The organism is Streptomyces sp. UH6 (assembly GCF_013421635.1).
In the GTDB taxonomy this organism is placed as follows: domain Bacteria; phylum Actinomycetota; class Actinomycetes; order Streptomycetales; family Streptomycetaceae; genus Streptomyces; species Streptomyces abyssomicinicus.
Window position 1 is genome coordinate 1 of the sequence record NZ_JACADT010000020.1, and the last position, 22,750, is coordinate 22,750.

The following is a 22,750-nucleotide window of genomic DNA, read 5'->3' on the forward strand; positions in this document are numbered from 1 at the left end:
CCTGCGCGCCGCCCACGCCCCCTGCGAGCCCTTCGGTCAGGGCCGGGAGGCCCGCGACGTGCGGGTGGCGTGCCGGTGGGCCAGTACGGACAGGGGCACGGAGGCGATCCAGCTGTAGACGGCCGCCACGGGTGCGAACTGGGCGATCCCGACGGAGAGCAGGAAGACGCACGCCTGTGCGGGGAAGGGAGGGAAGGGAGTCCGGCGGCCCGACCCTCGCGCGATGAGCACCGCCATCACGTACAACACCAGGGCGGCCGTGCCGACGACCGCGCCGTACAGGCCCGGTCCGAGCGGCTGCTGGCCGTAGTCGGCCAGCACTCTCGTCGGAAAGGGGATCAACGAGACCAGCGCCAGAAAGGCGACGTTGCACCAGAAGAGGGGGCCGCTGATCCACTCCGCGTCGCGCAGCACCGAGTGGTGGGCCCGCCAGAACAGGGCGATCACGACAGCGCTCAACAGGAACGTCCCCACCTGGCCCATCACGTCGTCGAGCGCGTCCACCAGGGCCTGCCCCCGGAGTCCGTCGGGCACGTCGATGTCGAGCACCAGCAGCGTCATGGCGATGGCCACCACGCCGTCGGTCAACGCGAGAATCCTGTGCTTCGGCAGACGCGTCTGCCCCGAGGAGGCGGCTGCGTGCCGGTCGCCCGTATCCATCGTCCTGTGGTAGCACCACCTGGGCGCGACACCCCGGCACCCGCCCACCGGACCTCGCGTGTCGTGAACTCACCCGGCGGGCGGCCGGGGGAGTCCACGCATGCGGTGGCGGGGAGCACCGCACGGGCGAGGCCCCGGCCGTGCCCCGCCCCGTCGGCCGGGCCCGGCCGACGGGGCGGGGGGTCTATCCGCAGCTCTTTCCGTTGAGGACGAAGGCCTCGGCGCCCACGGGCGCACCGGTGCCCTGGAAGCCGAACGAGGCGGTGCCGCCCGCCGGGATGTCGCCGTTGTGCGCGGCGTTGGTGACGGTGACGTCGGCCCCGGACTGGGTGGCCGTGGCGTTCCAGGCGCTGGTGATCCGTTCACCACCCTGGAAGGTGAAGCCCAGCTTCCAGCCGCCGGTGATCGCCGTCGTCCCGGTGTTCTTCACCGCGACGTCGGCGGTGAAGCCGCTCCCCCAGGTGCTGATGACCTTGTACGTCACCGAGCACGGACCGGTCGACGTGGGCGTCGGTGTCGGTGTCGGTGTGGGTGTGGGGGTGGGGGTCGGCGTGGGCGTCGGCGTCGGGCCGGGCGTGGGCGTCGTCCCGTCCGGGGTCGCGCCCCACTGCTTGGCCGCGCCCTCCATCAGCACGATGTTCGCCGCGTCGACGGGCGTGCTCCCGGCGGCGGTGGGGACGCCCTGGTAGGACCAGTCGTTCGCCGCGTTCCAGGCGCCGGCGGAGGCGATCCGGAACTGGACCTCCTTGCGGTATGCCGACTGGCCCGCCGGGGCGATCACCGTGTCCGAGCAGTCCACGGTCACGTAGTAGACGTCGTCCTTGAACTGCGTGGGCCCGCTGACCTTGCCGCACTGGTTGTAGTTGGTGGTGAGGGTGATCTGGGCGGGCGTGACACCGTCCTCGAGGGTGAAGTAGTAGCGCAGCGACGCGTCGTTCAGCGCCCGCGCGGGCCAGGCCGACTTGTTGACCAGGTATGCCTTGATCTCGGTGAAGTTGGAGCCGGTCGCGTTCACCGAGGCCTGCACGGACATCTCGGGCCCGTCCGGCTTCTCGGCCTGCGGGAAACTCGCGAGCGGCGCCCCGCCGTACTCCGCGTAGAGGCGGGCCAGCGCACCGGTGAAGGCCGCGTTGTAGTCGGTGGCGACCTCGTTGTTGGTGTAGTTGGACCGGTCGTCGGTGTAGGCGTCGTCCGCGGCGCTCGGACCGCCGACCAACGCGCCGTACAGCACGTGCCGGCTCTCGGCCGGGTTGGTGATCTGGTCGGTCCAGGACCCGTGAGCGGTGCGGTGGTGCGGCTTGGTGGGCGGGTTGGTCCCGAAGCCGACGACGTAGCTGGACTTGCGCGGGTTGTCGCCGAGCGCGTAGTTGATCTGCCGGACGGCGAAGTCGTGGTAGCGCTGCTTGCGTTCGCCGTCGCCGGCCAGCCAGTCGGAGTAGGACAGGGCGACGAACGCGGTGTTGGCGGCGTACCGCAGCGAACCCCAGCTGTCGAGGACGGCCTGCCCGCCGGGCGAGTACTTCACCTTCTGGCCGTTCACCCCACTCGTCCACCAGTCCAGCCAGCGGTTGGCGTCGTCGACGTACCGCTGCTTCCCGGTCAGCTTGGCGAGCATCACGTAGGCGCCGTAGGACGTGTCGTCCCAGGAGATCGTCCAACGGTAGGAGCGGGTGGTGGTCTGCGGCTCGGTGGAGAGGTTGTCGTAGTACGTCTCGGCCTTGGTCAGGTACGAGGCGTCGCCGGTGGCCTTGTGGAGCCAGATCGCGCCCCACACCAGCTCGTCGTTGTAGCCGCTCCACGACCTGTAGTACGACTGCGCGTCGGTGATGCAGTCGCTGTACTTGCCCCGGTAGGTGTCGGCGAAGCTGTAGAGCTGCTTGGCGTGGGTGAGCAGCTTGTCCGCGTATGCCGGGTCGGAGTCGCGGAAGACCATGGATGACGCCGCCATGGCGGCGGCGGTCTCGCCCGCGAGGTCGGAGCCGGGGCAGGAGGCGTCGATCTTGTACGCGGGCCGGGCCATCGGCATGACCTCGGCCGGGCCCCACCACTTGTGGTCGTCCGCGCCGTTGCCGACCTGGCCGTAGAGGACGTTCGGCGAGGGGTGCGCCTTGACGAAGTAGTCGTTGACGAAGCGCAGGTTGTTCCGCAGGTGCTCGAGCTGTCCGGAGGAGGCGTAGGCGGCCTTCTGCTCGATGCCGCCCCAGGCGAGCATCGTCGCGGAGTACGCCATGGGCAGCCCGAACTTGACGTGGTCGCCGGCGTCGTACCAGCCACCGGTGAGGTCGAGACCCGCGTCCTTGCCGTCGTCCAGGCCCGAGTCCCCGCGCCAGCCGACGCGGTTGAAGTCGGGCAGACGGCCGGACTGCTGGGCCTCGTAGAACAGCAGCGACTTCTGCAGCGCCTCACCGTAGGCGAAGGCGGGCGCGGCGGAGGCGGAGGTCGAGGCGGACAGGGGTAACAGGATGCCGGCGAGGAGCACTCCGGCGAGGCCTGTCAGCCCCGCGCGACGTGCGGCCGTGGCCGGGGCGTCGAGTCCTCGTCTGCGGCGGAACACGTGAGGGAGGCGCAACGGAACGTCCCTTCCGACGTCGGTGGGGCGGGCGACGGACGAGGCTCCGGCGCCCGGAAGGCGGCCCGGGCCTCGGTGCCCCGGCGCGGGACCGTTGTGCAGACCCGCGGTGTGGCGCTTTGCCTCGATCTGCATGCAGGAAGTGCGCACATCGGGAAAGATGGGAGCGCTCCCATCACGCTCGTTCATGAAGCCAGCAGAGACTGCGCCTGTCAACAGCCGTCACACAACCTGATGCAACCCATGGTCGCGCGGTGGTCCGGTGGCTTGACTGGACTTGACTGGCCGCGGCCCATGACGTCGCCTGCACGCGGCCCCGGCCGGCCGTACGGCGGTAGACCCGCTGCCCCAGGTCCTGGAGAGCGCGGAGCCCGATTTGGCCGAACCGATTCGCTCAACTCATTGACCGCGCCATGCGCCTGTCTTACCGTCACGACTGTTCGCATACACGAACGTGGTTCAGTCTGCTGAATCTTGTTCCGCAGTCGGGAACCGGCCTTCACCACCGCACCAATCCCCACAGGTGCCTGCGGAGGACGCCGCAGGCGGTGAAAGGAATAGCCAGTGCGCACTGAGAAACAGCACGTCAGAAGGCGTGGCGGCCGTGCCGCCGCCGCCTTTGCCGCCGTGGGTTCACTCCTCGCCGCGGGCTTGACGGCCCTCTTCATGACCGGCTCGGCCTCGGCAGCACCCGCTGCGGGCTCGTACAGCCTGAAGAACGTGGCGAGCGGTCTGTGTCTGGGGGTGCCGGGCGCCGGCACGTCCGCGGGCACGCAGCTCGCCCAGAGCGCTTGCACCGGAGCCGCGAGCCAGACCTGGAAGCTCACCGCTTCAGGCAGCGGTTACACCCTGGCCGCCGCGCACAGCGCCAAGTGCGCCGGCGTGCGGGACGCCTCCACCAGCGCGGGCAAGGCCGTGGAGCAGCAGAACTGCGCCGGTACCGCCACCCAGGTGTGGACCCTGACGTCGGTCAGCGGCAACACCTACCGGGTCGTCAACAGCAACGGTGGCAAGTGCCTCAACGTCAAGGACAGTTCGACCGCCTCCGGTGCCCTGGTGCAGCAGAACTCCTGCGACTCCGTGACGAGCAAGAGCTGGATCTTCACGGCGTCGGGCACCGTCCCCACGGACCCGCCGACCGAGCCGACGAACCCGCCCACCGACCCGCCCACGAACCGGCCGTCATGGCCGACCGCCAACGGCAGCCAGGCGGTCTCGTCGACCATCGAGGTCTCGGGCACGTACGACGGTGGCATGAAGCGCCTGTACGGCAGCGGCGATCTGGGCAGTGGTGACCAGGACGAGGACCAGCCCCCGATGATCAAGCTGGCGGACGGCGCCACCCTGCAGAACGTCATCCTCGGCGCTCCGGCCGCCGACGGTGTGCACTGCGCGGGCACCTGCACCATCAAGAACGTCTGGTGGGAGGACGTGGGCGAGGACGCCGCGACCTTCCGCGGCGGCTCCTCCTCCACGGTCCGCACGATCGACGGCGGTGGCGCGAAGCTGGCCGAGGACAAGGTGTTCCAGCACAACGGCGTCGGCACCCTCGTCGTGAAGAACTTCCAGGTGGACGACTTCGGCAAGTTGGTCCGTTCCTGCGGCAACTGCTCCACGCAGAACGCCCGGCACATCCAGTTGCAGAACATCTGGGCGACGGCGCCGGGTACCAGCCTGGTCGGCATCAACACGAACTACGGTGACACGGCGCGGATCTCGGATGTCACGATCTACGAGGACGGCGACCGTGACATGAAGATCTGCACGAAGTACAGGGGCACGACGAGCGGCGAGCCGAGCGAGATCGGCTCGGGTGCGGACGGCACCCACTGCATCTATTCCTCGTCGGAGATCACGTACGTCGACTGAGGCGCGAAGTGTGTCCGGGCCCGTTCCTCCCCGCGGGGAGGAACGGGCCCTCCCGGCATTCGGCCGGCCTCGGTGACCCTGCCGTCGGCAGGCTCGGCCCGGATGCGAACGGACCTGGTCGCCGACGCCCCGCGGATGGCCGCCCGCACCCACCGCGCAGAGATCCCGTTGCTCCCCGGGAGAGGACCGGCCGGCTTCCGACGCGTTGGCGCCAACGCCATGGTGGACGACACCGGCGCCTGCCGCAGCTGTTTCCGGGCCCGGCTTCAGCGGGTGAGGCGATATCCGAAGGTGTCGTAGGGGAGTTCCAGTGTGTTCACCGTGTAGTGACGGGAGTTGGTGCCGGTGATGCGTGAGCCGGAGCTCTTCAGCAGATGGACCATGCCGGTGCTGTCCCCCGCCCGCTCGTCGGTTCCGACGACCAGGTCGGCGCGTCCGTCACGGGTGTGGTCGACGAGGGAGACCGTCCTGCCGAAGGCGTCCTTGGCCTCCACGGCTCCCGCGACGCCGGAGGTGTCCTGGTCGTAGACCCGGGCTCCGGTGCCGGACAGTCCGCGGGCTCCGCCGAGCAGGACGGTGACCGCGCCGCCGTTGTGTACCGTGCCGATGTCCTCGCCCGGGGTGCCGACGGCGAGGTCGGCGTATCCGTCGCCGTTGACGTCTCCCGCGGCGACGGAGTGGCCGAAGTAGTCGCCGCTCTCGAAGGTTCCGGGTATCCCCGGGGTGTCCTGGGTGAGTGTCACCAGCGCGCGGCCGGTGTCAGGCCCGGCGGAGCCGCCGTACTGCACCACGACGTAACCGGGGTTCCACCCTTCGCCCTTGGTGCCCCGCCCCACGGCCAGGTCGCCGTGGCCGTCCTTGTCGAAGTCGCCGATGGCGGCGTCGGTCAGGCCGGGGCCGTCGTCCAGCGGGGTGGGCTCCGGGATCGGCACCGAGGCGGCGGAGGAGGTGAAGTCGGCGCCGCCCCGGTGGAAGTAGGCGCGGGATGTGTAGTCCTTGTCCCAGAGCTGGGTCCCGAGGATGTACAGGTCGGTGGCCGCGTCGGCGGTGACCGGCCCTGCGACCAGGATCTGTGCGTACAGCCGGTCGGGGTAGTCGCCGCCGAGGGTCTCGTGGCCCTGGTATCCGCCGGACCGGGTGAAGGGGCCCTTGAGCAGGACCGCGCCCGCGTCGCTGAGGCTGCTCGCGACGAGGTCGAGGTCGCCGTCGCCGTCGAAGTCGCCCACCACGACGTCGTCTCCGAAGGCGTCGCCGCTGGTCTCGTGCGGCGGCTCCACGGGGGAGCCGAGGTAGGTGCCGGAGCCGAGCCCCTTGGCGGAGCCCCAGATCACGGTCAGTCCGCCCTGGTCGGTGATCGTGCCGACGTCCTCGCCGGGCGTCCCGACGATCAGGTCCGCGTATCCGTCACGGTCGAGGTCGGCCGTGGTGGCGGAAGCGCCCCACTGATCGTCCGGTTCAACGGTGCCGGGGATGCCGGGGGAGGACTGATGAATGGTCTGGACCCGGCTGCCGGGTCCGGAGGAGGTGCCGTAGACGACGGTGAGCCGTTGGTCGGTACGGAATGTGCCGCCGAGGACGACGAGGTCCCGGTAGCCGTCGCCGTTGAAGTCGTCGGACAGCTTGGCAGGGGCGGCGGTCACGGGTGTGGCGATCACGAACGGTCCGGTGACCGCTGCCGTGAGGACGGCCGCGACGGCGGCGGTACGAGTGGGACGCAAGGCAGGCTCCAGAGTGATGGCGCGGGACGTGAAAGCTGACCTGCGCGATATGACTCGTACGTTCGTCCGATGGTTGTACTGCCGTGGAGGGGTCGCCCGGTTGTCCGGAAGCCCGGCGACGGACCCACCCAGGCCGGGAGCGGGCCGGAAGTGGGCTGGGGAGACAGCAGGGTTCCACCACGCCTCGTCCGGCCTGGAGCCGGATCTCCTCACGGCGGTCAGCCACGTAGCCACGGGCCATCTGGTACGACATCTCGTCCGTACCGTGCTCGTCCAGCAGCCGCTCGAAAATCCGTTTCACCGTGTGCCGCTGCCTGCACAGCGCATCCAGATCGGCCTGCCGCATCTCGTCGATCGACGGCTTGTACGGATCCAGCCGCGTCGGCCATGGCGGGGGCTTCTTCCACGGCTCCGGCCAGGCCGACGTCAACGCCTTTCGACCACGCACTCCACGGCCAGGGCGAGGCCGGAGGTGCGGAAGGTCTCCGTCACGCCGCCTGGCCCGTCCAGCAGCCTCCGAACATGATCCAGGTCGCACATCCGCGCGGGTTGCTGTCCGCAGAGCAGCAGTCGCCCAGATCCCGGGCGGGGACTCGCGTCGGCCCGGCTGTACGGACTGGCGCCGGGCCGCCCCGGGATCAGAGCTGGAATTCGGCTGGGGACAGCCCCAGTGCCACGCAGGCCTCGCGCAGCACCTCCGCCTCGGCCTGGGAGAACTGGCCGTCCGCGCCGGCGACGACCATGCCGGTCTGGATGACGGCCCGGGCCTCGGTGGGCTTCTTGGCGGTCTTGGCGATCTCCTGCAACGCCTCCGCCTTGCCGTGCTGGAAGTTCCTCGTCAGCTGGTCCACGTGCTTGCCGAAGCGCTGGCGCAACTGCTCCGGCGGGAAGTTCTGCAGCACGTCGTTGTTCAGGATCATCGATTCGACCTGCTGGCGCTCGGCCGGGTCCACGTGCCCGTCGGCCGCCGCGACCAGGGCGCACACAGCCATGCTCGCGTCCCGGTACGCCCCGCTCTTCAGCTCGTTCTTCAGCGAACCGAGCTGAGTCTTGAACAGTCCGATCAGTTGGGCCTTGCCGCCCCCGCCGGGCCTCGCCCCACCGACGTGCCCGCCCGTCGCGCCCTGCCCGCCGGTCGTACCACGCCCCGCCTGACCCTGCTGTAGAGCCTTGGCCTGGTCCTTGAGCCGGTCCCACACTGCCATCGCCGTCACCTCGGTATTCGTCAGTTGCAAGGGGCGCGCCCGCTCACGCGCGCACACCCTCCCAACGCCCGGCCCTAGGCAAAGGTTCCGTAAACCCTCCACCACCCCGCGCGTCCACCCGATGCGTTTACCCGGCGCTTCCCTGCCGGCCCGGCCACCGGCAGCCCTGGACCTCATAGCCCTGCCCTTTCCCAGGGCTACCCGCTGTCGTCGGGGCCGGGCGTTCCGCGGATGGGACGAGCCGGACCGAAGTCGGTGCCGGGGAAGGGAGTCGGCCGTCGGGCGGGCACCTCGGACCCGCCGGGCGCAACGGCAGCACGAACAGGGGCGGCCGTGCGTAGACGCGCGGCAACCGCGGCCATGAGCCGGCCAGCCCGGCCTGTGCCCTGTTCCGCCGCTGCGGCTGACCCCACACGAAGCCGCCCCTCCCACCGGGCACAGGGGGCGGCGGCGCCGGCCAGCGGTCGGGATCAGGCCGACGCGGCCTGCTTCGCCACCGCGGCGAGCGGGGAGCGCCGGCCTGTGTCCGCTGCGCGCAGCCGTTCCCAATCGATCTGGGGGTGCTCGGCCGACAGGGCGGACCGGTGGAGCGTGACATCGACGGCTCCAGCCTTGCTGCTGCTGAAGCGGGTCTTGGTTGGCTGCGGGGAGCGGGGGCCTGGCGTCGGCAGCTCAGCGGATCACGCTGGCAAGTCACTCACTGAACGGGTCATGGATCGGATCACCGGCACGACCGTCTGGGCACCGGAGCCGGTCAACCGCCCGCCCAGTAGGGCCGTTGTCACAGGCAGCGGCTACCTTGCAGCTCAGCACAGAACCAAGGCAGGTTGCGGGAAGAGGAGCGGCCATGGTCGTCGAGGTGGGATACGCGCAGGCGTGGGACCTGGAGGCTTGCGCGCCCTGGCGGCCGATATCCGCCGAGAAGGCCCGGGAACGGGATACCGCCGGGCTTCCGTACGTGGTGGTGTACCGGGAGTCGGGGCGGGTGACTCCGTTGGAAGTCCGGTTCGTCTCCTGGCGGGACCACTACGTCGGGCTGTGGGTCTACGATGCCCACGGCCGCCGCACCTACGACCTGGACATGCGGCTGCTGGACGACCCGTCGCGGCTGCTGCGCCGGTACTCCGTCGGCTGGTACTACACAGGCCCGGAGATGGCGGAGTTCGACAAGGCGTGCCCACGCATCACCGTGGACCTCTTCCCCGACGGGAGGGGCCAACGGACGGAGGAGCGGCAGGGGCAGGGCGGGGGCTCCTACGTCACCACGCCCGGACTCCGGGACGACGAGCGCTGGATGGCCCGCCCCGCATTCGGGGAGTGGCCGCTGCTCTCGGCCCGGATGCACGGGCTCATCGAGTCGCCGGTTTTCGAGGCGGCCAAGGTGGCCGAGGCAGCAGAGCCGGGTGACGCAGACGCTCCCGCCACCTGCTGGCGTCCCCCGCGCCCCGCGCAGCCCGGGCCGATCAACGAGTTGTTCCGGCCCGGGGCGCGTGTGACCGACGGGTACCACCCCGAGATGACCGTCGTGGAGCCGCGCAGGGTCGGCACCCTGTGTGTCCCCAGCGGGCTGCTGGCCGTCTCCGGCCCGGACATCGACCACGGCGACGGACCGCGCATCACGGTCCCCGTCCGGCCCGGGGAGTACGTACTCGACGAGGCGCAGGTCCGCTTCAGCTACCACTGCGAGTGGCGGGACGCCGAGGTCACGACCACGGAAGCCACGGCCGTCCGCCTGCTCGTCAGCGAGACTCCCGCCGCGACCTGGGAGATGGCCCTCGCTCCGGATGACGATCCCCGCCTCTTCATCGAGCAGCAGATAGCCGGCTTCGACACCGACGGCGCAACTGGTTGCTTCGCTGACGCCGGGGCCTGGAAGCCGCTCATCGCTCTCTTCGAGCGGGGGCTGATCCGGGGGGAGTCGGACCTGGACGGGTACGAGAACATCGACGACGCCTCCATGTTCGTGCAGCGCACCTGGGACGAGGCTTCCGGCGGCGAGCTCATGGCCTTCGCGACGACCGGAGACGGTACTTACCCGGTGTGGGTCGGCCGTTCCGAGGCCGGTGAGGTAGTGGGCGTCGTGGTGCTGGTGGAAGGAATGCCCGAGCTGCTCCCGGAGGAGGACGGAACCCCCACCGATGCGGCTGCGTAGGCAGGGTTCCGCCTGAGGCCGCAGGCGCCGACATGGTTGCAGCTGGTGACGATCTCGGCAGCACGGCTCACGAAGCTCGGCGCCTGGAGTCCTGGGTTACCCGACATACTGGACGCGGCAGGCCTGTCGCGATCGTCTCGGCAAGCCGCTCGAAGCGGCGACCAAGACCGGGCAGATCACCGCGCTGCGGACGTTCCTCAGGGACTGCCAGGAATAGGAGTGGCTGCCTCGCAGCTGCGACCCACTACGCGCGCTGGCGATCCCTCGCGGCATCACAGCCCTCCTCGGCCCAGACCCGCCGGTGATCGCCGATGAGGGCCGGGCGAAGCTTCTGTGGGCACAAGACCGGCACCGCCTTCACCAAGCCGGTCGGCCCGATCCTCGGCCAAGCCGTCGATGTTCGGCAGACCGTCCGCCCGGATCGGCCGAAGTTCACCGACCGCCGCACCGGCGAGCGCGTCGACCTGCTGTTCGCCGACGAACGCCCGGCCGTCGATGTCGGCCAGACCGCCTTGGACAAGCTCTTCGCGCGCCTGGCCGATGTCCCCACCCCGGCCGGCCCGACGCCCCGCCAGATAGGAATACCCCCGAACGCCGCGTTGCTTCCTCTCGTCGAAGTCCGACGCAGCGCGCCGTTGGCAAGCGCCAAAGAACCGACCGCACCCGGAGTGCATCGGCGAAAGGAGGAATCATGACACCGGGCCCCGACACGGACGACTTGGCCGTCATCTATCCCGATAATGATCCGGTTGACGTGGCCTTCGACGACTCCGGAGTTTCAGGGCAGCGTTGGGCCGGCGATGACGGCGTCACGGTCTCGGTCGATGTAGGCCGCGAGGGTGTGAATGCTGGGCAGGTCGTCCTGGCGGACGGTGTCGAGCCGCTGCGGGAGTCGTTCACCCTGGCGTTCGGTGAGCATGCGGGCGAAGGACCGGAAGTGAGAGGACGGAGGTCCGGTTCTGCTGCCACTGACCGCGGAAGAGGTCTTCCGCTGCTCGAGTCAGCCCAGGCCCGCCGGCGGGCTGTGAACGCACCCCACCTTGTCGCTCCGGTCCGTGCAGGGGCGCGGTTCGATCGCGGCCGCCTCGTCGAACGCCCCCAGCCCTTCTCGGCGTGAGCAGCGTCAGCCGATCCGCAGAAGGCGGGAGGATCTCAGGGACTCGCGCGCCGTACGTGCAGGTGGCCATCGCGGGAGAAGGCGGGCGGTGCCGCGGGCAGGAGGGTGTCGAAGTCGTAGCGGGTCTTCTGTGCGACCCGGCACGATGGCAGGTTGTCCACCTGGTGCAGGAGTTCGAGGCGCTCCAGCCCGTCGGCTTTGAAGGTGTCGAAGGCCCAGTTGGTGAGTGCCTCCAGAGCGCGGGGGGCCACTCCCCGCCCGCGAGCGTGCGCTGCGGTCCAGTAGCCCACTTCGGCCGCCGGTTTGCCGGAGGTGACTTCCTTGAGGACCACGTTGCCCACCAACTGTTCGCGAACTGAACCGGGTTGTGCCTCGAGGACGGCGAAGCCGAATCGCTCTCCCACTGCCCAGCCCTGCTGCTGAGCCTGCACCCAGCGTCTCCCGTCGGCATCGTTTCCCACGACAGAGCTGGCCCACTGGTGCAGTGCTCGATCCCGGCTCACCTCGACCAATGCGGTGACGTCCTCCATGCGCCAGGGGCGAAGAACGAGAGCGGGAGAGGGGGCGAGGAGGCCACCTGAAGTACGACCGGGGCACTCATCAGTCGGCGATATTTGTGGCGGCGTTCTCACCCGACGCGGGCCGTGTCCGCCCCATGCCGCCTTGTGACCGCCTCGTCATTGCTGTGTCTGGGCGCGCAGAGCCTGGACGGACCAGTCGAACACCGGAGCCTGGCTCTCGGTGGCCGGCCAGCCGTTGACCACTGCGAGCAGCTGGAGGTATCGCTCCCTGCGTGGGTCGTTCATGCTCTCCAGCCGCGTCGCCAGCCGACGGCGAAGCTCGATGCCGTCGGGGCGGCCGACGAGATGCGCGCAGTGCGCAGTCAAGGCCGCCACGATCGGATCGGCCTGGGGCGAGGCCGGGTCGATGCCGGCGGTGAGGGCCGGGCCGGCCTGGTCACGGACGGCTGCGGCAATGCCGCGGCGCGGGACCGTCACGCCGCTTCGGGACTGCTCGGCCGCCTGGTCCTCGGCCATCCGCCGCATGAGGACGCGGAAACCCGGGTCCAGGGACATTTCGGCCAGCTCCACCCACGCCTGGACCTGCTCCGCCTCCGGGTCGTCGGGCAATTCGGGGGTCATCGAGCGCATGACCCCCGCGAATGCGGGAGTGGGATCAAGACCGCCGAAGACGGCGTCGAGAAAATCGCCGATCAGACGTCTGCGTTCGTCCTCGGAAAGCTGGGCCAGCTGGTGCATGAGTTCCGTCTCCTCAGGTGTGGACCCGCGCTCGGCCACCGCCGTCAGCACCGCGCGCCGCAGGCGCAGGACGCGGATCTGCGCCGTGAGAGCTTCGGCGTGCGCTGCGGCGACCTCCGGAAGCGAGAGTTCACGGTCCACGACCTTGCGGATCGTGGGAAGGTCCAATCCCAGCTCGCGCAGGGTCCGCACGAGGTCCAGGCGTGCAACGGCGTCGACGCTGTAGAGGCGGTAGCCGGCCGGGCTGCGGTCGGTCGGCGCCACGATTCCGCGGTCGGAGTAGAACCGTATGGTCTTGACCGTGAGACCGGTCCGTCGCGCCAGTTCACCGATCGAGTAGAGCGTTTCGCCGTCCATGTCCCCACCTTCATGTCTCCCCCTGGTGGAGACTCAAGTCTCCTCGCTCGTCGGCAGGCAACCACGCCTCACCCACAACAACCTGTTGCTATGCAACAAAACGTACTGTCAGAATCCCCGGGCAGGTCCCGTCATGATCCAGCGCTCACGACCACAGAGGAGGGCAAGCATGGTAGAGATGTTGTTCCCCGGATACTGGTGAATTGGTTGGTAGGCGCCGCGGTGGAGCCGCGGCGCTGGCCGCGGCCGTCTTCACGGCCGCCTCCGACACCCATCTGGCCAACCGCCCGCCTCGCCGGTCTGAGTCGTGATGCCGCCACCATCGCCCTCAAGGACCGTGACCGTCTGCGTTTGGGCTGCGCCATCCACCCGCTGCCGGAAGACGACCGTGCTTGGCGGCCCAGCCCTGCGCCGCAGCACATCCTGCCGCGGAGCAGCCTGCGATCCATCAGTTCTGTACCACCGCAGGGCGGCATCCGTGCAGGTGTCGCGCCGACGCGCAGCCGAGGATCGCAGCTGCGCCGCGGTCCCTCGGCGGACGTGCAGCAGGCGTCTCACACTCCTCGCCACCAGGGACAGCGGGACGTGTGAGGCGCTGCACGGACGCCGTTGACATGCCACACCAGCGCGAACATCAATCACCAAGTCGCACTGGCGCACTAATTGATCACGCACACCGGAGTTCATATGATCAGCGGAACAGTCTTGGGGGAGCGCTCGCGTTCCGTGATCACTTGAGGTGTGCTGATGAACCGTACGGCTCGGAACTCCGCGATCGTCGCAGCCGCTGCCGCGGTACTGGCGGGAACTGCCAGCGGTCCGCTGACCGCGGCTGCGCAGAAGATCGCTCAGGAGGTGAGCGTGGTTGCGCACACCACGGTGCAGAATGTGGACGAGGATGTCCAGGTCACCGCGCACGGCATCGTGACTGAGTAAGTCCTCAGGAACGGCGTCTTCGCTACGCCGACTCGCACCTGCTGATGGTCCGCGCCCCTTCCGCAAACGCACATCGCGGAGGGGGCGTGGCGCGTAGAGATTCCCGACCGAGGCCGGGACGGTTGGAACAGGGCGTTTGCTGTGGACGAGTGGATGAGCAGGGAGGGCCCTGCTGGGCGTGACCGCAGACCGGTCGGGCATGACCAGTGGATCGCCAGGATCACTTCTCTGGCGGAGGCCTTGCAGGAGATGTGGGCGGAGACCGAGTGCCTGTCGTTTCCCGGCTGGCCGGTGCCGTTCAGGCCGCTGATCGATCTGCTGCCGGAAGAGGACGTGGCCGCGGCGGTGCAGCAGCCGCAGCTGGTGCCGATTCTGTGGTACCCCGCCCTGGTCGCCGAACGGGACGTGGCTGCCGGCACATTGCTCGACGTGTTCGACAGCCTGCCCAAGGGGCACCCGCTGGCTTCGGCCATGCTGCGTCGTGAGGAATTGTCGCGGACCTACAGCTGGGCGGTCGCCACCGCTTCCGCGATCCGCTGGATCGCCGACGTCACGAAGGGGCGGGAATTGCTGGAGGTCGGGGCGGGAGCCGGTTACTGGGCACGGCAGCTCCGACTGGCGGGTGTGGACATCCTGCCGACGGATGTCCACCGCGCGGGCGCCAACGGTTACGCGGGAGGCTTTCGCTACTCGGACGTGCAGGTGACCACCGCGGTGGAGGCCGTACGCCGGCACCCCACCCGGACCCTCATGATGGTCTGGCCCCCGCTGGCCGACTCGATGGCGGTGGAGGCCCTGCGGGCGTACACCGGCGACACCTTCCTCTACATCGGGGACGGCCCCCAGGGGCTCTGCGCGGATCCCGCCTTCGTCGAGGAGCTCCGCCGGCACTGGCGGCTGACCGCCGTCTGCCCACTGGCCGTACGCTGGCTCGGTTACACGGATCAGCCCAGGCTTTTCCGTCGGCGCTCCCAAGAGCCAGTCGGCAGCGTTGCGGGAAGAGAGGAACGGGTTGGACAGCCGTGAGCTCACGTCGCGGACCGAGGAGCTGACCGCCCGCCGTGACAGGCTGCAGCGTCTCAACAACGGTGATCGCGCCCTGCTGCCCTCCCTGGCCTGCGCGGTCCTGGAAGAGCTGGCCCGGACTCGGCTTCGTCCCGGCCACGCGGCAACTCGGCGGTCCCTGACCGCGCTGCCCACGCCACGATGAGCACTGAGGGCCCGGCCTGGGGCAGGCCGTGCCCGTCGGCCCTGCCCGGTCGTCGGTGGCGGCTGGAAGCTGACCGGATGAACGGAGACGAGCAGCCGCTGAGCGGCTGCTTCCACGGAGCGGAGCACTATGCCCCAACCCCGCCCGCTCCCGGACCGGACCTACGCGGGACTGGTCGGCGGTCCGCTGGACGGCCTGCTGTTGGACATCCAGGACCGGCGGACCGAGGAAGTCGAGGGAGGAAGTCGAGGGTCCCAGGAACTTCCCCGCCCAGAAAGCTGGTTCACTCCAAGCGCTACATCCTGCTTGGCGAGCAGGGCCCGAGCGCCATCCCGGAACGCCGCCGCACCATGCTCGACCAACAGGACCGTGTCAAGCGGCAGATCCGTGAGCTCTGCCTGGCGCTGGAGACCACCGAGTACAAAGCTGAACAACGAGTCGTCGGCTGACCTCGCTTCTTCGGGGCGGGCCCTTGAACCGTCCCGTCGCGGGCGTGGGGCAGGATGGCGTCATGGCACAGCAGATCTTGCCCCCGTCGGAATCCTGGAGGCGGATCGACGCCTGGCTGGCGACCCACGCGGCGTTCGATTTCGCACTGCTCAATCCGCCTGCGGCACGGGACGACATCGAGCGGGCGGAGCGGCTTCTCGGAATCCCTCTGCCTGATGACCTTGCTGAGTCCCTTCAATGCCATGACGGGGTCAGCGCTTGGGCTACCTTCCTGCCGGAGCAATCACCGCTCCCTGTGAGCGGCATCGTGGACCATTGGCAGACCTGCATGGAGGTCGCGGCGGAGAACGACGGGCTGACCCGTCGTCCCTGGGACGACGAGCCGTGGTGGCACCCGCTCTGGGTTCCCTGGGCCGAGAGCGCCGGTGGCGGGGCACAGGTGATCGACCAACGTCCTGGCCCGGACACGGGCCGTCTGGGTTGGGCAGGCCACGGTGGTGGCGGCGACTTCACCGATTGCTGGCCAGATCTTGCGAGCCTTCTCCACGCACTCGCCCATGCCCTCCACGAAGGCGGTGACGTGCTCGGACTGCATCCCTACCTCACCACCAAAGGTGAGCTGTGGTGGGCAGACGCCGGCTGCGAGGAACTCGACGGTCAACCACTGAGGGCGGCACCGATCGGACTGCCCTGACCACCAGCCTCGCAGACCTGCCGTCGAGCCGACGCGAACCACGCGACTGCTCCTACTTCGCGCGAACACGTCCGAAGCATCTGTCTCGTCGTCGTTCTCGAAACCCATCGACAAGTGATCTCCATGTCGCCTACGCAGCCAGCTGTTGGGCGTCTCGGTGGATGATGAGGCAGGTGGCGAGGCCGAAGAAAGCTTAGGTGCCGTCCATCGCGACGGGACCTCCTGCCCCGGCACTCTTTAACTCGGCCCCTGCAGCGCGCAGCTGACCAGCAACCGCCGGGCCATCTCCGTGCCGCCCCCTCACCGGGCGACGGTGTCGGCGGTGCCTGTGCCCGTGTGCCGATTTTGTGGCGGGGTGATCGTATGACGGGACTCCGGTCGGGGTAGAACAGACGCCGGCGGTCTTCCCGAAGCGGACGACCCCATTACTAATCCGGCCGGCACTCCCGGCGCGATCGAAGGACACGCAGTATGGCCAGCGGCACCGTGAAGTGGTTCAACTCCGAGAAGGGCTTCGGTTTCATCGCCCAGGACGGCGGCGGACCGGACGTCTTCGCCCACTACTCCAACATCTCCGGCAACGGATACCGCGAGCTGGTCGAAGGGGAGCCGGTCACGTTCGACATCACCCAGGGCCAGAAGGGCCCCCAGGCCGAGAACATCGTCCGCGGCTGACGCCTGCTGTCCCCGTCGATCGCTGGGCCCCATGGGACCGGCGCCACCGACGCGTGGCAAAGCATCAAGGAATCCGGCGGCCCGGGGCAGACGAGACCTGGGCCGCCGGCTCCCATCCCTGACCGCACGGTGAAACCTGGGTGAGTGGTGTCGGCCGACTCGCCGCACGCTTTGAGCCAGGGCACGCCGGGTGGTGTGAACAGCGCGCCGATCGTCGTGTACCGGCCCTCCACTACGGGCGGCCGGAGAGTCACCGTGCACAGCCGTGGCCGTGACGAGATTCCTGGCACCGTCCCTGGCGACCACGACCTGGTCGTGTTGCTCGAGGCCACCGCCATCACCAACCCGGACAGCGTCAGGCCCCGAGGGCCAGCCATGGCACCCCGGGGCCCGGCTCGTCTTTGGGTTGGTGATTGCTGTGGTCGGCCTCATCAAGCAATAAGGGCGGGCGATGCGCGAAGCCGTCGCCCGCGCGGGGCGCGAGCGCACCCCAGCGGCATACGAGGCCGCGGTCGACGCCATGGAGCGGTGGGCACGGACAGACCAGGACACGGGCCGCTTCCCTCGCACCCCGCACCACCCTGCAAGGATCCGTCGACCTGCGCCGGCAGGCATCCGAGCAGAGGCTTCAGAAGGTCTCCCCGCAGTAGCGCGCCGCCATGGCCGGACCGGAGTCCAACGAGCTGCGCGCCCGTCAGGAGCGCCTCACCGCGGACCACGCGGCACGGGAGGCGGCCCACACTGACCGCCTGTACACCGAGACCGTCGCGAAGCACGGCTGAGCATTCCGCCGGTCGGGCCGCCCACGGCTGCCCCGGGCGGCCCGACCGGGAGGGCACGACGTGGCCCTCGCGCCGCCGTGGTGTCCCCTGCGGGCCGGCGTGTCACGCCCGGTGTCACGTCGCCTGTCACGCCTCGCCCACGCTCGCCTGTGACCTGCGCAAACACCCGCCATCAGGAGGCTCGGCGGCTGGCGTGCCAACGTGACACCCGCCGCCCGCTCCCTCTGACCGACGGCCGGGTGAGCGGGGACCCTATGTCTTTGGTCGAGGTGATCCGGTGGCAGCAGTGTGGCTGTCATGAGTGATGACGCGTCTGTTCGGGAGTCGGCCGGCGAAAGCATGAGGCCGTGCGACTTTTGCGGTCATCCGGTCGTGTTGGACTCGGTCGACGAGCGGGACTGTCCCGTGTGCGGCGAGGCCGCTGAGGATCGGCCCGCCGAGGCTGGCCGGCATTCGTCAATGGTTCTGTCGCGGAGCGTCGCGAAGAGGACGTCGGCCCGGCGTCTGGCTGCGCCGGGCCCTGGTGGGAGTCGGCGAGTGGATAGGTTCAGGCGTGGGCCAGTTTCAGTGCCTGCTTCAGGTTGTACTCGGCGATGCCCGCCATGAAGGCCCGGTCGGGGAAGTCTCCGTCGAGTAGCCGCAGCGGTCCCGCCGTCAGCGAAAGTCGCTGCGCGAGCATGTAGAGCGCGAGTCGATCCTGGTCCAGGCCGTCCACCTCCAGTGGCTGGTAGGCGTCGTGCAGACGGATGCGCAGAAAGACGTGCTCCCACTCGACATCGAAGTACATCAATCCCTCAATGTCGATCGCCACGGGGTTCCCGTCCGCGTCCACCAGCACGTGGTCGGGGCCCAGCTCGCCGTGCACGACCGCATACTCCGTGCGTGGCCGCACCACCGCGGCCAGGCCCAGCAGCCGCTCTTCCAGCCGCCCGCGGACACTCATAATCCGCGGATCACGCGAGGCCGCCTCGGCAAGGTCCCGCAGCGCACGGTCAAGAACCACACCCTCGCACGATGTACCGCGCGACGTTCCTCCACCATCGACCACAGCCACCTTGCCGTAGGCCGGTGCACGGTGACCCCGCATCGCCTCCAGCGACTCCGCGAGCCGGGCCATGACCACAGCCGCCGCGCCGGGGTCGCGCGCGAGCAACGCCTCGAGACTCTCCCCCGGAAGGTCCTCGACGATCGCAAGGTCCGCATGGCAGTAAGCGCCGTCTCGGTCGAGGAGACGGATCGCCGGAACGCGGACGCCGACCCCGTCCAGCCGCGCGTGCGCGGCCTGGAACAGATCAAGCCCGAGGCCGGGCGAGAACGGATCGGTGAGGTCGTCGTCCCCCTCGGCCGCCGGCCAGTAGTTCTCGGTGTCGTCCCACACATAGGCAATCGCAGTCGTCGCGTCGTCCATCACCAGGCGGTACACACCCTTCTTGCTGCCGCCTGCGACCCGCTCGACTCCCTCCAGCCGCCGCCCGCCACCCAGCGCGGCGCGCGCCGCCCCCGCCCACTGTTCCTGTGTCACTGTTCTGGGTGCCACGTTCCGAACCGCCTCTCCAACGCGTTAACCCGCGAACCCTACGGGAGCACCATCGAGGAGGCGTCTGGCCTTCACCGCTCCCGGACCCCCGCGATCAAGGATCACTCACTGACGCGGACGCGTGGACGGCCTGCGGGGAACTCGTAGCGGTCGAACACACCAGCGCACCAGCATCAGGCCCCGAACCTGCCATACTCGAAGCTGCCGAGGAACCACTCACACGTAGGTTCCTGCGACTGCCCGGCCAGAAATCCGCGAACCCGCCTGCCCGCCACAGTCACCGCGACCGCCGCCGACGATGCCCTCGACGCCAACTGTTACCCGCTCAGCGACCTTGCCGAGCTCGACGCCGCGATCACCGCCGCCGGCCGCACCCTCCCACCGGCCCCCCCACCGCCCTCTGTTGCAGCGCGCCCTCGACCACCTCGACCGGGTAACCACAGCCGGCAGAGCAGCGGAGTCCCCGCGACAGCGGAATCGTCACGACCGTTTTCCAGGGCCCCTGCAGCCGCATCGTGGACATGGCCCAGAGCTGACAGCAGCCCTTCTGTTGGGCCTCACTTTTGATGTCGAATCTCACCGTTGCTGTCGGATACGACATCGCTGCGAGACTGACCCGGCATCATGTCCTGGTGACCACATGGATGCGCTGCTACTGGGGCGAGGATGACGTCTGGTTCCACTTCGAGGTCGACGCGCAGGGCTGGGTAACCAGGCAAGTCGAACTCCACGGGCCCGCGCTCACACCGATCGCAGCCGCCTCCCTCGCCGAATGGCGGCAGGCCCACGAAGCGGGCCGCCTCGACGAGTACGACAGCAGGTTCGGGATCACGGCCGAGCTGCCCGTCGCGGAATGGGAGGGTCACGAGCCCGAACAGCTCACCTCCGAGGAGTTCGAGGAAATCTGGCGGGCTGCCCGTCGGCAGATCGCATCTCAGCCCAGCTGACCTCTCACCTCCGCGGAAGCTCTTTGGCATCATCCCCGCATGACCCGCCCCTTCCCCGCACTGTCCGAGCCGTCGACACCGCTCAGCTCCTGGACCTGGCTCCAGAGGCCGCCATGTACAGCTTCAGCCAGCGGCTCCCGGTCGACCGGCTCCGGGAGCACCTTGCCGCAGATGCGACGCACCACCTGTTCCCGACACTCGTGCACCGGCTCACACATCGGCCCGAGACACCGCTGCAGTGGAGGTGCCGGCAACTGCTGACCGTCAGCACCGGCGAGCAGATCTTGGGTCTGCTCGAGGTCCTTCCTGACACCTTCGACAAGATCCCGGAGACCTTGGACACGGCGTCCAAGAAGGACATCGTCAGCCGCATCGAGCGAGCGGTGACGGTGCGTGAGTGGGCGGAACGGATGGCTGCACATGCAGGTTCGTCATGCTCGAGACAGCCGCCCACCGACACGACGTGAGACCGAAGGAAAACGTACTGCCGCCACTGTGGAATGCAGGCACCTCGGTTCAGCATCGACGGCAGGCCGCGTTACCGTCCTGTCAGAAACACGAACGCTGGGGGGGCGATGGGGCTACGGACACGCATATCCAGAGGGCGCCAGTGGTGGAGGAGTAACCCGCCCCTGATCCGACGGATCACCGCCACACTCCTCACGATCGGGGGAGTCCTCGCCATCGTCGGCATGTGGCTCGACCACATCGACTGGTGGGAGGGGCGCAGCTTCCTCGTCAACCTCGCCAGCGGGTTCACGTCGCTGTGCTTCGGCGTGCCTACCGCCCTGCTGGTGCTGACGCCGGTCAGCAACGCCCTCGCTGACGCACGGCTCGCCAACCGGGCGGACAACCACGCCCGCAGTGAGGTCGAGGAGCTGCAGCGCGGCTTCATGAGCATCTTCAACGCCGCCGACCTGCAGGAACTCGAAACCAAGATCGCCCAGGCGTTGAGAGCCCTGCACCCGCTGAACACGCGCCGCGATCCTGAAGGGTCCTACACGGCGGCCTTCTTCGACATCTTCAACGACATCCTGCGGCTGGGAAGAGGCCCGACGAGGAACTACAGGGCCCCGGCCAACTTCGAGTCCCTTGCACGCGACCACTGGCAGTGGCGGAGAGTGGAGGCCTGGCATGTACGTCTTGGTGGGCAGTGGCGAGTGATCAACGAGGAAGTCCGGCCGAGACTCATCGAATGCGGCGTGGCGTGGTACGGGCCCGACCACCAGGCCCAGTTGGCGATGAAGCGGCTCCTCGACGAGGCCGATACGCGCAGTCCGTGGCGGCTGCCTGAGGGCGCCACTCGGCAAGACGCCATCAAGGCCATGAACCACTTCCTGATCGACGTGCGTGCCCTGTGCAGCGCGGCGGCCCGGTTGTCGCGGGAGTACCCGCCGCCCGGTGCACAGCGCTGGGTCCGCGTGCCGTGATCGCTCCGGCTGGCCTGCTGCGGGCGGGAGACCGTCGACGCGTGGCGGGCTCAGGCTGAAGCAACGGAGGGCCCGGCCGTCTCGACCGGGGCCTTCACCTCGTGCTCCACTGATCAACCGAGAGCTGGAAGTCCGGCTCTGGGGCTCATGCCCATTCCTCGCGTGGCCGCAGCTTCGCCAGGATCTGTTGGGCTTCGTTGCGGATGCCGGCGTCGAGGTCCGTTGCCAGCTCTTGGTACTGCTTGATCAGCCGGTCTGCGCCTTGGGTCGTCATCCACTCGGGGTTGCAGTCCAGGGCAGCACCGAGATGGTCCATGGCGTCGTAGTTGCCCGCCTGGCTGTAGGCAAGCAGGACACAGCGCAGGCCGGTGGTGTCTTTGCGCTCGAGCAATGCCTCGGCCGTTTCCTGGATGACCCAGGTGTCCTGGGCATCCAAGAGAAGACGGTGGATGATGTCCGCCAGTTCCTCGATCTTGTCCGAACCCGCGAGTTGCCGCCCAGCCGTCCCGCGGACGGACCAGGCCGGCGAGTCGGCATTCTGGATCGCGGTGTTCAGTTCTTGATCGTCGAGGGATGCCATGCCCTCAGCCTGCCAGGCGAGCATGTCGGAGCGGTCGACGCGCGGGGTGAAGGCCAGCCCGGTCTCGAACGCCTCGCCGAGCAGGGGCAGCAGGAGCGGGGGCCTAGTGGGTGAAGTCCTGGCCGATGGTGCGGATCCGCATGCCGATCCGCCGGTTCTCCTCGGCGCGTTCGAACGTGGCGAAGGTGCCATCGAGCTGGGCCCTGGTCTGCGCGGCCGAGCCGGCACGCCGGGTGGCCACGGACGCGGTGCGGCTGCACGCGGCCGTCGGTATGACGGAGGAGCACGACGCGCAGCTCTTCCACCGGCGGACCGCGGTCGACGCGCTGCTCGTGGGACGGCCCACCGAGTTCCGCCGGCCGGCCGTGCCGCTCCTCGCCCGCGCCTACGCCTGAGCCTGAGCGGCGGGTCACGCTCCCCGGCGGGTCCTGGCGTAGTGGCGGCGGGCGCGATCCCGGTTGCCGCAGTCTCCCGCGCTGCACCAGCGGCGGGTCCCGTTGCGGGAGCGGTCGAGGAAGAACCATCCGCATCCGGCGCCCTCGCAGCGCCGGACGCGGTCCAGGCCGTCCCCGCCGAGCAACTCCTCCGTCCGCAGCGCCAGCT

General features: G+C 69.2%; 22 protein-coding genes and 2 pseudogenes. 14 read left to right on the top strand and 10 right to left on the bottom strand.

All coding sequences use genetic code 11. The features are described from left to right. Positions 1 to 36: 36 nt before the first annotated feature. Entirely contained in the window at positions 37 to 660 is a 624-nt protein-coding gene (locus HW445_RS03305) for a TMEM175 family protein (protein ID WP_180219521.1), read from the bottom strand. Positions 661 to 844: 184 nt separating this feature from the next. Beyond that, positions 845 to 3,229: a glycoside hydrolase family 9 protein gene (locus tag HW445_RS03310; protein WP_218956519.1), complete on the bottom strand. Its 2,385-nt coding sequence runs from the start codon at positions 3,227 to 3,229 to the stop codon at positions 845 to 847. A 666-nt stretch (positions 3,230 to 3,895) separates the two neighbouring features. Here HW445_RS03310 and HW445_RS33190 point away from each other — a divergent pair. Together HW445_RS33190 and HW445_RS33195 are read left to right on the top strand one after the other, a co-directional pair. Further along, positions 3,896 to 4,336 (top strand): annotated as a pseudogene (locus tag HW445_RS33190) (RICIN domain-containing protein); the annotation flags it as partial. Between the two features lie 72 nt (positions 4,337 to 4,408). After that, positions 4,409 to 5,098: pseudogene (locus tag HW445_RS33195) on the top strand (pectate lyase); the annotation flags it as partial. 266 nt (positions 5,099 to 5,364) lie between these two features. Here the strand turns inward: HW445_RS33195 and HW445_RS03320 are convergent. Further along, positions 5,365 to 6,816: an FG-GAP and VCBS repeat-containing protein gene (locus HW445_RS03320; protein WP_180219522.1), complete on the bottom strand. Its 1,452-nt coding sequence runs from the start codon at positions 6,814 to 6,816 to the stop codon at positions 5,365 to 5,367. Positions 6,817 to 7,454: 638 nt separating this feature from the next. Next, a complete protein-coding gene (locus tag HW445_RS03325) occupies positions 7,455 to 8,021 on the bottom strand; it encodes a tellurite resistance TerB family protein (RefSeq protein ID WP_180219523.1) in 567 nt (188 codons plus the stop codon). 847 nt (positions 8,022 to 8,868) lie between these two features. Here HW445_RS03325 and HW445_RS03330 point away from each other — a divergent pair. Beyond that, positions 8,869 to 10,173 (top strand): DUF4241 domain-containing protein, encoded by a 1,305-nt coding sequence (locus HW445_RS03330; protein ID WP_180219524.1) that lies wholly within the window; start codon positions 8,869 to 8,871, stop codon positions 10,171 to 10,173. 311 nt (positions 10,174 to 10,484) lie between these two features. Then, positions 10,485 to 10,868, top strand: coding sequence for a hypothetical protein (locus HW445_RS03335; RefSeq protein WP_180219525.1), 384 nt, complete (start codon positions 10,485 to 10,487; stop codon positions 10,866 to 10,868). 83 nt (positions 10,869 to 10,951) lie between these two features. Here the strand turns inward: HW445_RS03335 and HW445_RS03340 are convergent, their stop codons facing one another. The 3 genes from HW445_RS03340 to HW445_RS03355 form a co-directional block, all read right to left on the bottom strand. Then, positions 10,952 to 11,092: a hypothetical protein gene (locus HW445_RS03340; RefSeq protein ID WP_180219520.1), complete on the bottom strand. Its 141-nt coding sequence runs from the start codon at positions 11,090 to 11,092 to the stop codon at positions 10,952 to 10,954. A gap of 233 nt (positions 11,093 to 11,325) precedes the next feature. Further along, positions 11,326 to 11,820 (bottom strand): GNAT family N-acetyltransferase, encoded by a 495-nt coding sequence (locus HW445_RS03350; RefSeq protein WP_180219526.1) that lies wholly within the window; start codon positions 11,818 to 11,820, stop codon positions 11,326 to 11,328. Between the two features lie 147 nt (positions 11,821 to 11,967). After that, the gene (locus HW445_RS03355; protein WP_180219527.1) at positions 11,968 to 12,906 is read right to left on the bottom strand and encodes a MerR family transcriptional regulator; all 939 of its coding nucleotides are present in this window, start codon (positions 12,904 to 12,906) and stop codon (positions 11,968 to 11,970) included. Positions 12,907 to 13,653: 747 nt separating this feature from the next. Here HW445_RS03355 and HW445_RS03360 point away from each other — a divergent pair. From HW445_RS03360 to HW445_RS33205, 6 genes are all read left to right on the top strand, one after another. Continuing rightward, positions 13,654 to 13,842, top strand: coding sequence for a hypothetical protein (locus HW445_RS03360; RefSeq protein WP_180219528.1), 189 nt, complete (start codon positions 13,654 to 13,656; stop codon positions 13,840 to 13,842). A gap of 249 nt (positions 13,843 to 14,091) precedes the next feature. Continuing rightward, positions 14,092 to 14,868, top strand: coding sequence for a hypothetical protein (locus HW445_RS03365; protein WP_180219529.1), 777 nt, complete (start codon positions 14,092 to 14,094; stop codon positions 14,866 to 14,868). Continuing rightward, complete coding sequence (locus HW445_RS03370; protein WP_180219530.1) at positions 14,855 to 15,052, top strand: hypothetical protein; 198 nt, start codon at positions 14,855 to 14,857, stop codon at positions 15,050 to 15,052. Before HW445_RS03365 ends, HW445_RS03370 begins: the two co-directional genes overlap by 14 nt. Positions 15,053 to 15,563: 511 nt before the next feature. After that, on the top strand, positions 15,564 to 16,196 hold the full coding sequence (locus HW445_RS03375; protein WP_180219531.1) for an SMI1/KNR4 family protein: 633 nt from the start codon (positions 15,564 to 15,566) through the stop codon (positions 16,194 to 16,196). A gap of 471 nt (positions 16,197 to 16,667) precedes the next feature. Continuing rightward, positions 16,668 to 16,871 (top strand): cold-shock protein, encoded by a 204-nt coding sequence (locus HW445_RS03380; protein ID WP_159528575.1) that lies wholly within the window; start codon positions 16,668 to 16,670, stop codon positions 16,869 to 16,871. 659 nt (positions 16,872 to 17,530) lie between these two features. Next, positions 17,531 to 17,653: a hypothetical protein gene (locus HW445_RS33205; protein ID WP_257230813.1), complete on the top strand. Its 123-nt coding sequence runs from the start codon at positions 17,531 to 17,533 to the stop codon at positions 17,651 to 17,653. A gap of 547 nt (positions 17,654 to 18,200) precedes the next feature. On the opposite strand, the gene HW445_RS03385 is transcribed toward HW445_RS33205, so the two are convergent. Further along, positions 18,201 to 19,175 carry a phosphotransferase gene (locus HW445_RS03385; RefSeq protein WP_180219532.1) on the bottom strand — a complete coding sequence of 325 codons (975 nt, stop codon included), beginning with the start codon at positions 19,173 to 19,175 and terminating at the stop codon, positions 18,201 to 18,203. 659 nt (positions 19,176 to 19,834) lie between these two features. Between HW445_RS03385 and HW445_RS03390 the strand changes: the two genes are divergently transcribed. The 3 genes from HW445_RS03390 to HW445_RS03400 all read left to right on the top strand — a co-directional run bounded on the left by HW445_RS03390 (position 19,835) and on the right by HW445_RS03400 (position 21,567). Then, positions 19,835 to 20,137 carry a hypothetical protein gene (locus HW445_RS03390; protein ID WP_218956521.1) on the top strand — a complete coding sequence of 101 codons (303 nt, stop codon included), beginning with the start codon at positions 19,835 to 19,837 and terminating at the stop codon, positions 20,135 to 20,137. A gap of 113 nt (positions 20,138 to 20,250) precedes the next feature. Beyond that, positions 20,251 to 20,604, top strand: coding sequence for a hypothetical protein (locus HW445_RS03395; RefSeq protein WP_257230814.1), 354 nt, complete (start codon positions 20,251 to 20,253; stop codon positions 20,602 to 20,604). A gap of 225 nt (positions 20,605 to 20,829) precedes the next feature. Next, positions 20,830 to 21,567 (top strand): hypothetical protein, encoded by a 738-nt coding sequence (locus HW445_RS03400; RefSeq protein WP_180219535.1) that lies wholly within the window; start codon positions 20,830 to 20,832, stop codon positions 21,565 to 21,567. A gap of 145 nt (positions 21,568 to 21,712) precedes the next feature. Here the strand turns inward: HW445_RS03400 and HW445_RS03405 are convergent, their stop codons facing one another. Further along, complete coding sequence (locus tag HW445_RS03405; protein ID WP_180219536.1) at positions 21,713 to 22,171, bottom strand: hypothetical protein; 459 nt, start codon at positions 22,169 to 22,171, stop codon at positions 21,713 to 21,715. 86 nt (positions 22,172 to 22,257) lie between these two features. On the opposite strand from HW445_RS03405, the gene HW445_RS03410 reads away from it, so the two are divergent. Beyond that, on the top strand, positions 22,258 to 22,542 hold the full coding sequence (locus HW445_RS03410) for a hypothetical protein (protein WP_180219537.1): 285 nt from the start codon (positions 22,258 to 22,260) through the stop codon (positions 22,540 to 22,542). A gap of 14 nt (positions 22,543 to 22,556) precedes the next feature. Here the strand turns inward: HW445_RS03410 and HW445_RS03415 are convergent. Continuing rightward, a partial coding sequence (locus HW445_RS03415; protein WP_180219538.1) for a CGNR zinc finger domain-containing protein occupies positions 22,557 to 22,750 on the bottom strand: 194 nt, incomplete at its 5' end.

Excerpts from the sequence above, each read along its gene's own strand:
- HW445_RS03305 (WP_180219521.1), bottom strand. The coding sequence starts at position 660 with ATGGATACGGGCGACCGGCACGCAGCCGCCTCCTCGGGGCAGACGCGT.
- HW445_RS03325 (WP_180219523.1), bottom strand. The coding sequence starts at position 8,021 with ATGGCAGTGTGGGACCGGCTCAAGGACCAGGCCAAGGCTCTACAGCAG.
- HW445_RS03330 (WP_180219524.1), top strand. The coding sequence starts at position 8,869 with ATGGTCGTCGAGGTGGGATACGCGCAGGCGTGGGACCTGGAGGCTTGC.
- HW445_RS03335 (WP_180219525.1), top strand. The coding sequence starts at position 10,485 with ATGAGGGCCGGGCGAAGCTTCTGTGGGCACAAGACCGGCACCGCCTTC.
- HW445_RS03340 (WP_180219520.1), bottom strand. The coding sequence starts at position 11,092 with ATGCTCACCGAACGCCAGGGTGAACGACTCCCGCAGCGGCTCGACACC.
- HW445_RS03350 (WP_180219526.1), bottom strand. The coding sequence starts at position 11,820 with ATGGAGGACGTCACCGCATTGGTCGAGGTGAGCCGGGATCGAGCACTG.
- HW445_RS03355 (WP_180219527.1), bottom strand. The coding sequence starts at position 12,906 with ATGGACGGCGAAACGCTCTACTCGATCGGTGAACTGGCGCGACGGACC.
- HW445_RS03360 (WP_180219528.1), top strand. The coding sequence starts at position 13,654 with ATGAACCGTACGGCTCGGAACTCCGCGATCGTCGCAGCCGCTGCCGCG.
- HW445_RS03365 (WP_180219529.1), top strand. The coding sequence starts at position 14,092 with ATGTGGGCGGAGACCGAGTGCCTGTCGTTTCCCGGCTGGCCGGTGCCG.
- HW445_RS03375 (WP_180219531.1), top strand. The coding sequence starts at position 15,564 with ATGGCACAGCAGATCTTGCCCCCGTCGGAATCCTGGAGGCGGATCGAC.
- HW445_RS03380 (WP_159528575.1), top strand. The coding sequence starts at position 16,668 with ATGGCCAGCGGCACCGTGAAGTGGTTCAACTCCGAGAAGGGCTTCGGT.
- HW445_RS33205 (WP_257230813.1), top strand. The coding sequence starts at position 17,531 with ATGGCCGGACCGGAGTCCAACGAGCTGCGCGCCCGTCAGGAGCGCCTC.
- HW445_RS03390 (WP_218956521.1), top strand. The coding sequence starts at position 19,835 with ATGCGCTGCTACTGGGGCGAGGATGACGTCTGGTTCCACTTCGAGGTC.
- HW445_RS03395 (WP_257230814.1), top strand. The coding sequence starts at position 20,251 with ATGTACAGCTTCAGCCAGCGGCTCCCGGTCGACCGGCTCCGGGAGCAC.
- HW445_RS03400 (WP_180219535.1), top strand. The coding sequence starts at position 20,830 with ATGTGGCTCGACCACATCGACTGGTGGGAGGGGCGCAGCTTCCTCGTC.
- HW445_RS03405 (WP_180219536.1), bottom strand. The coding sequence starts at position 22,171 with ATGCTCGCCTGGCAGGCTGAGGGCATGGCATCCCTCGACGATCAAGAA.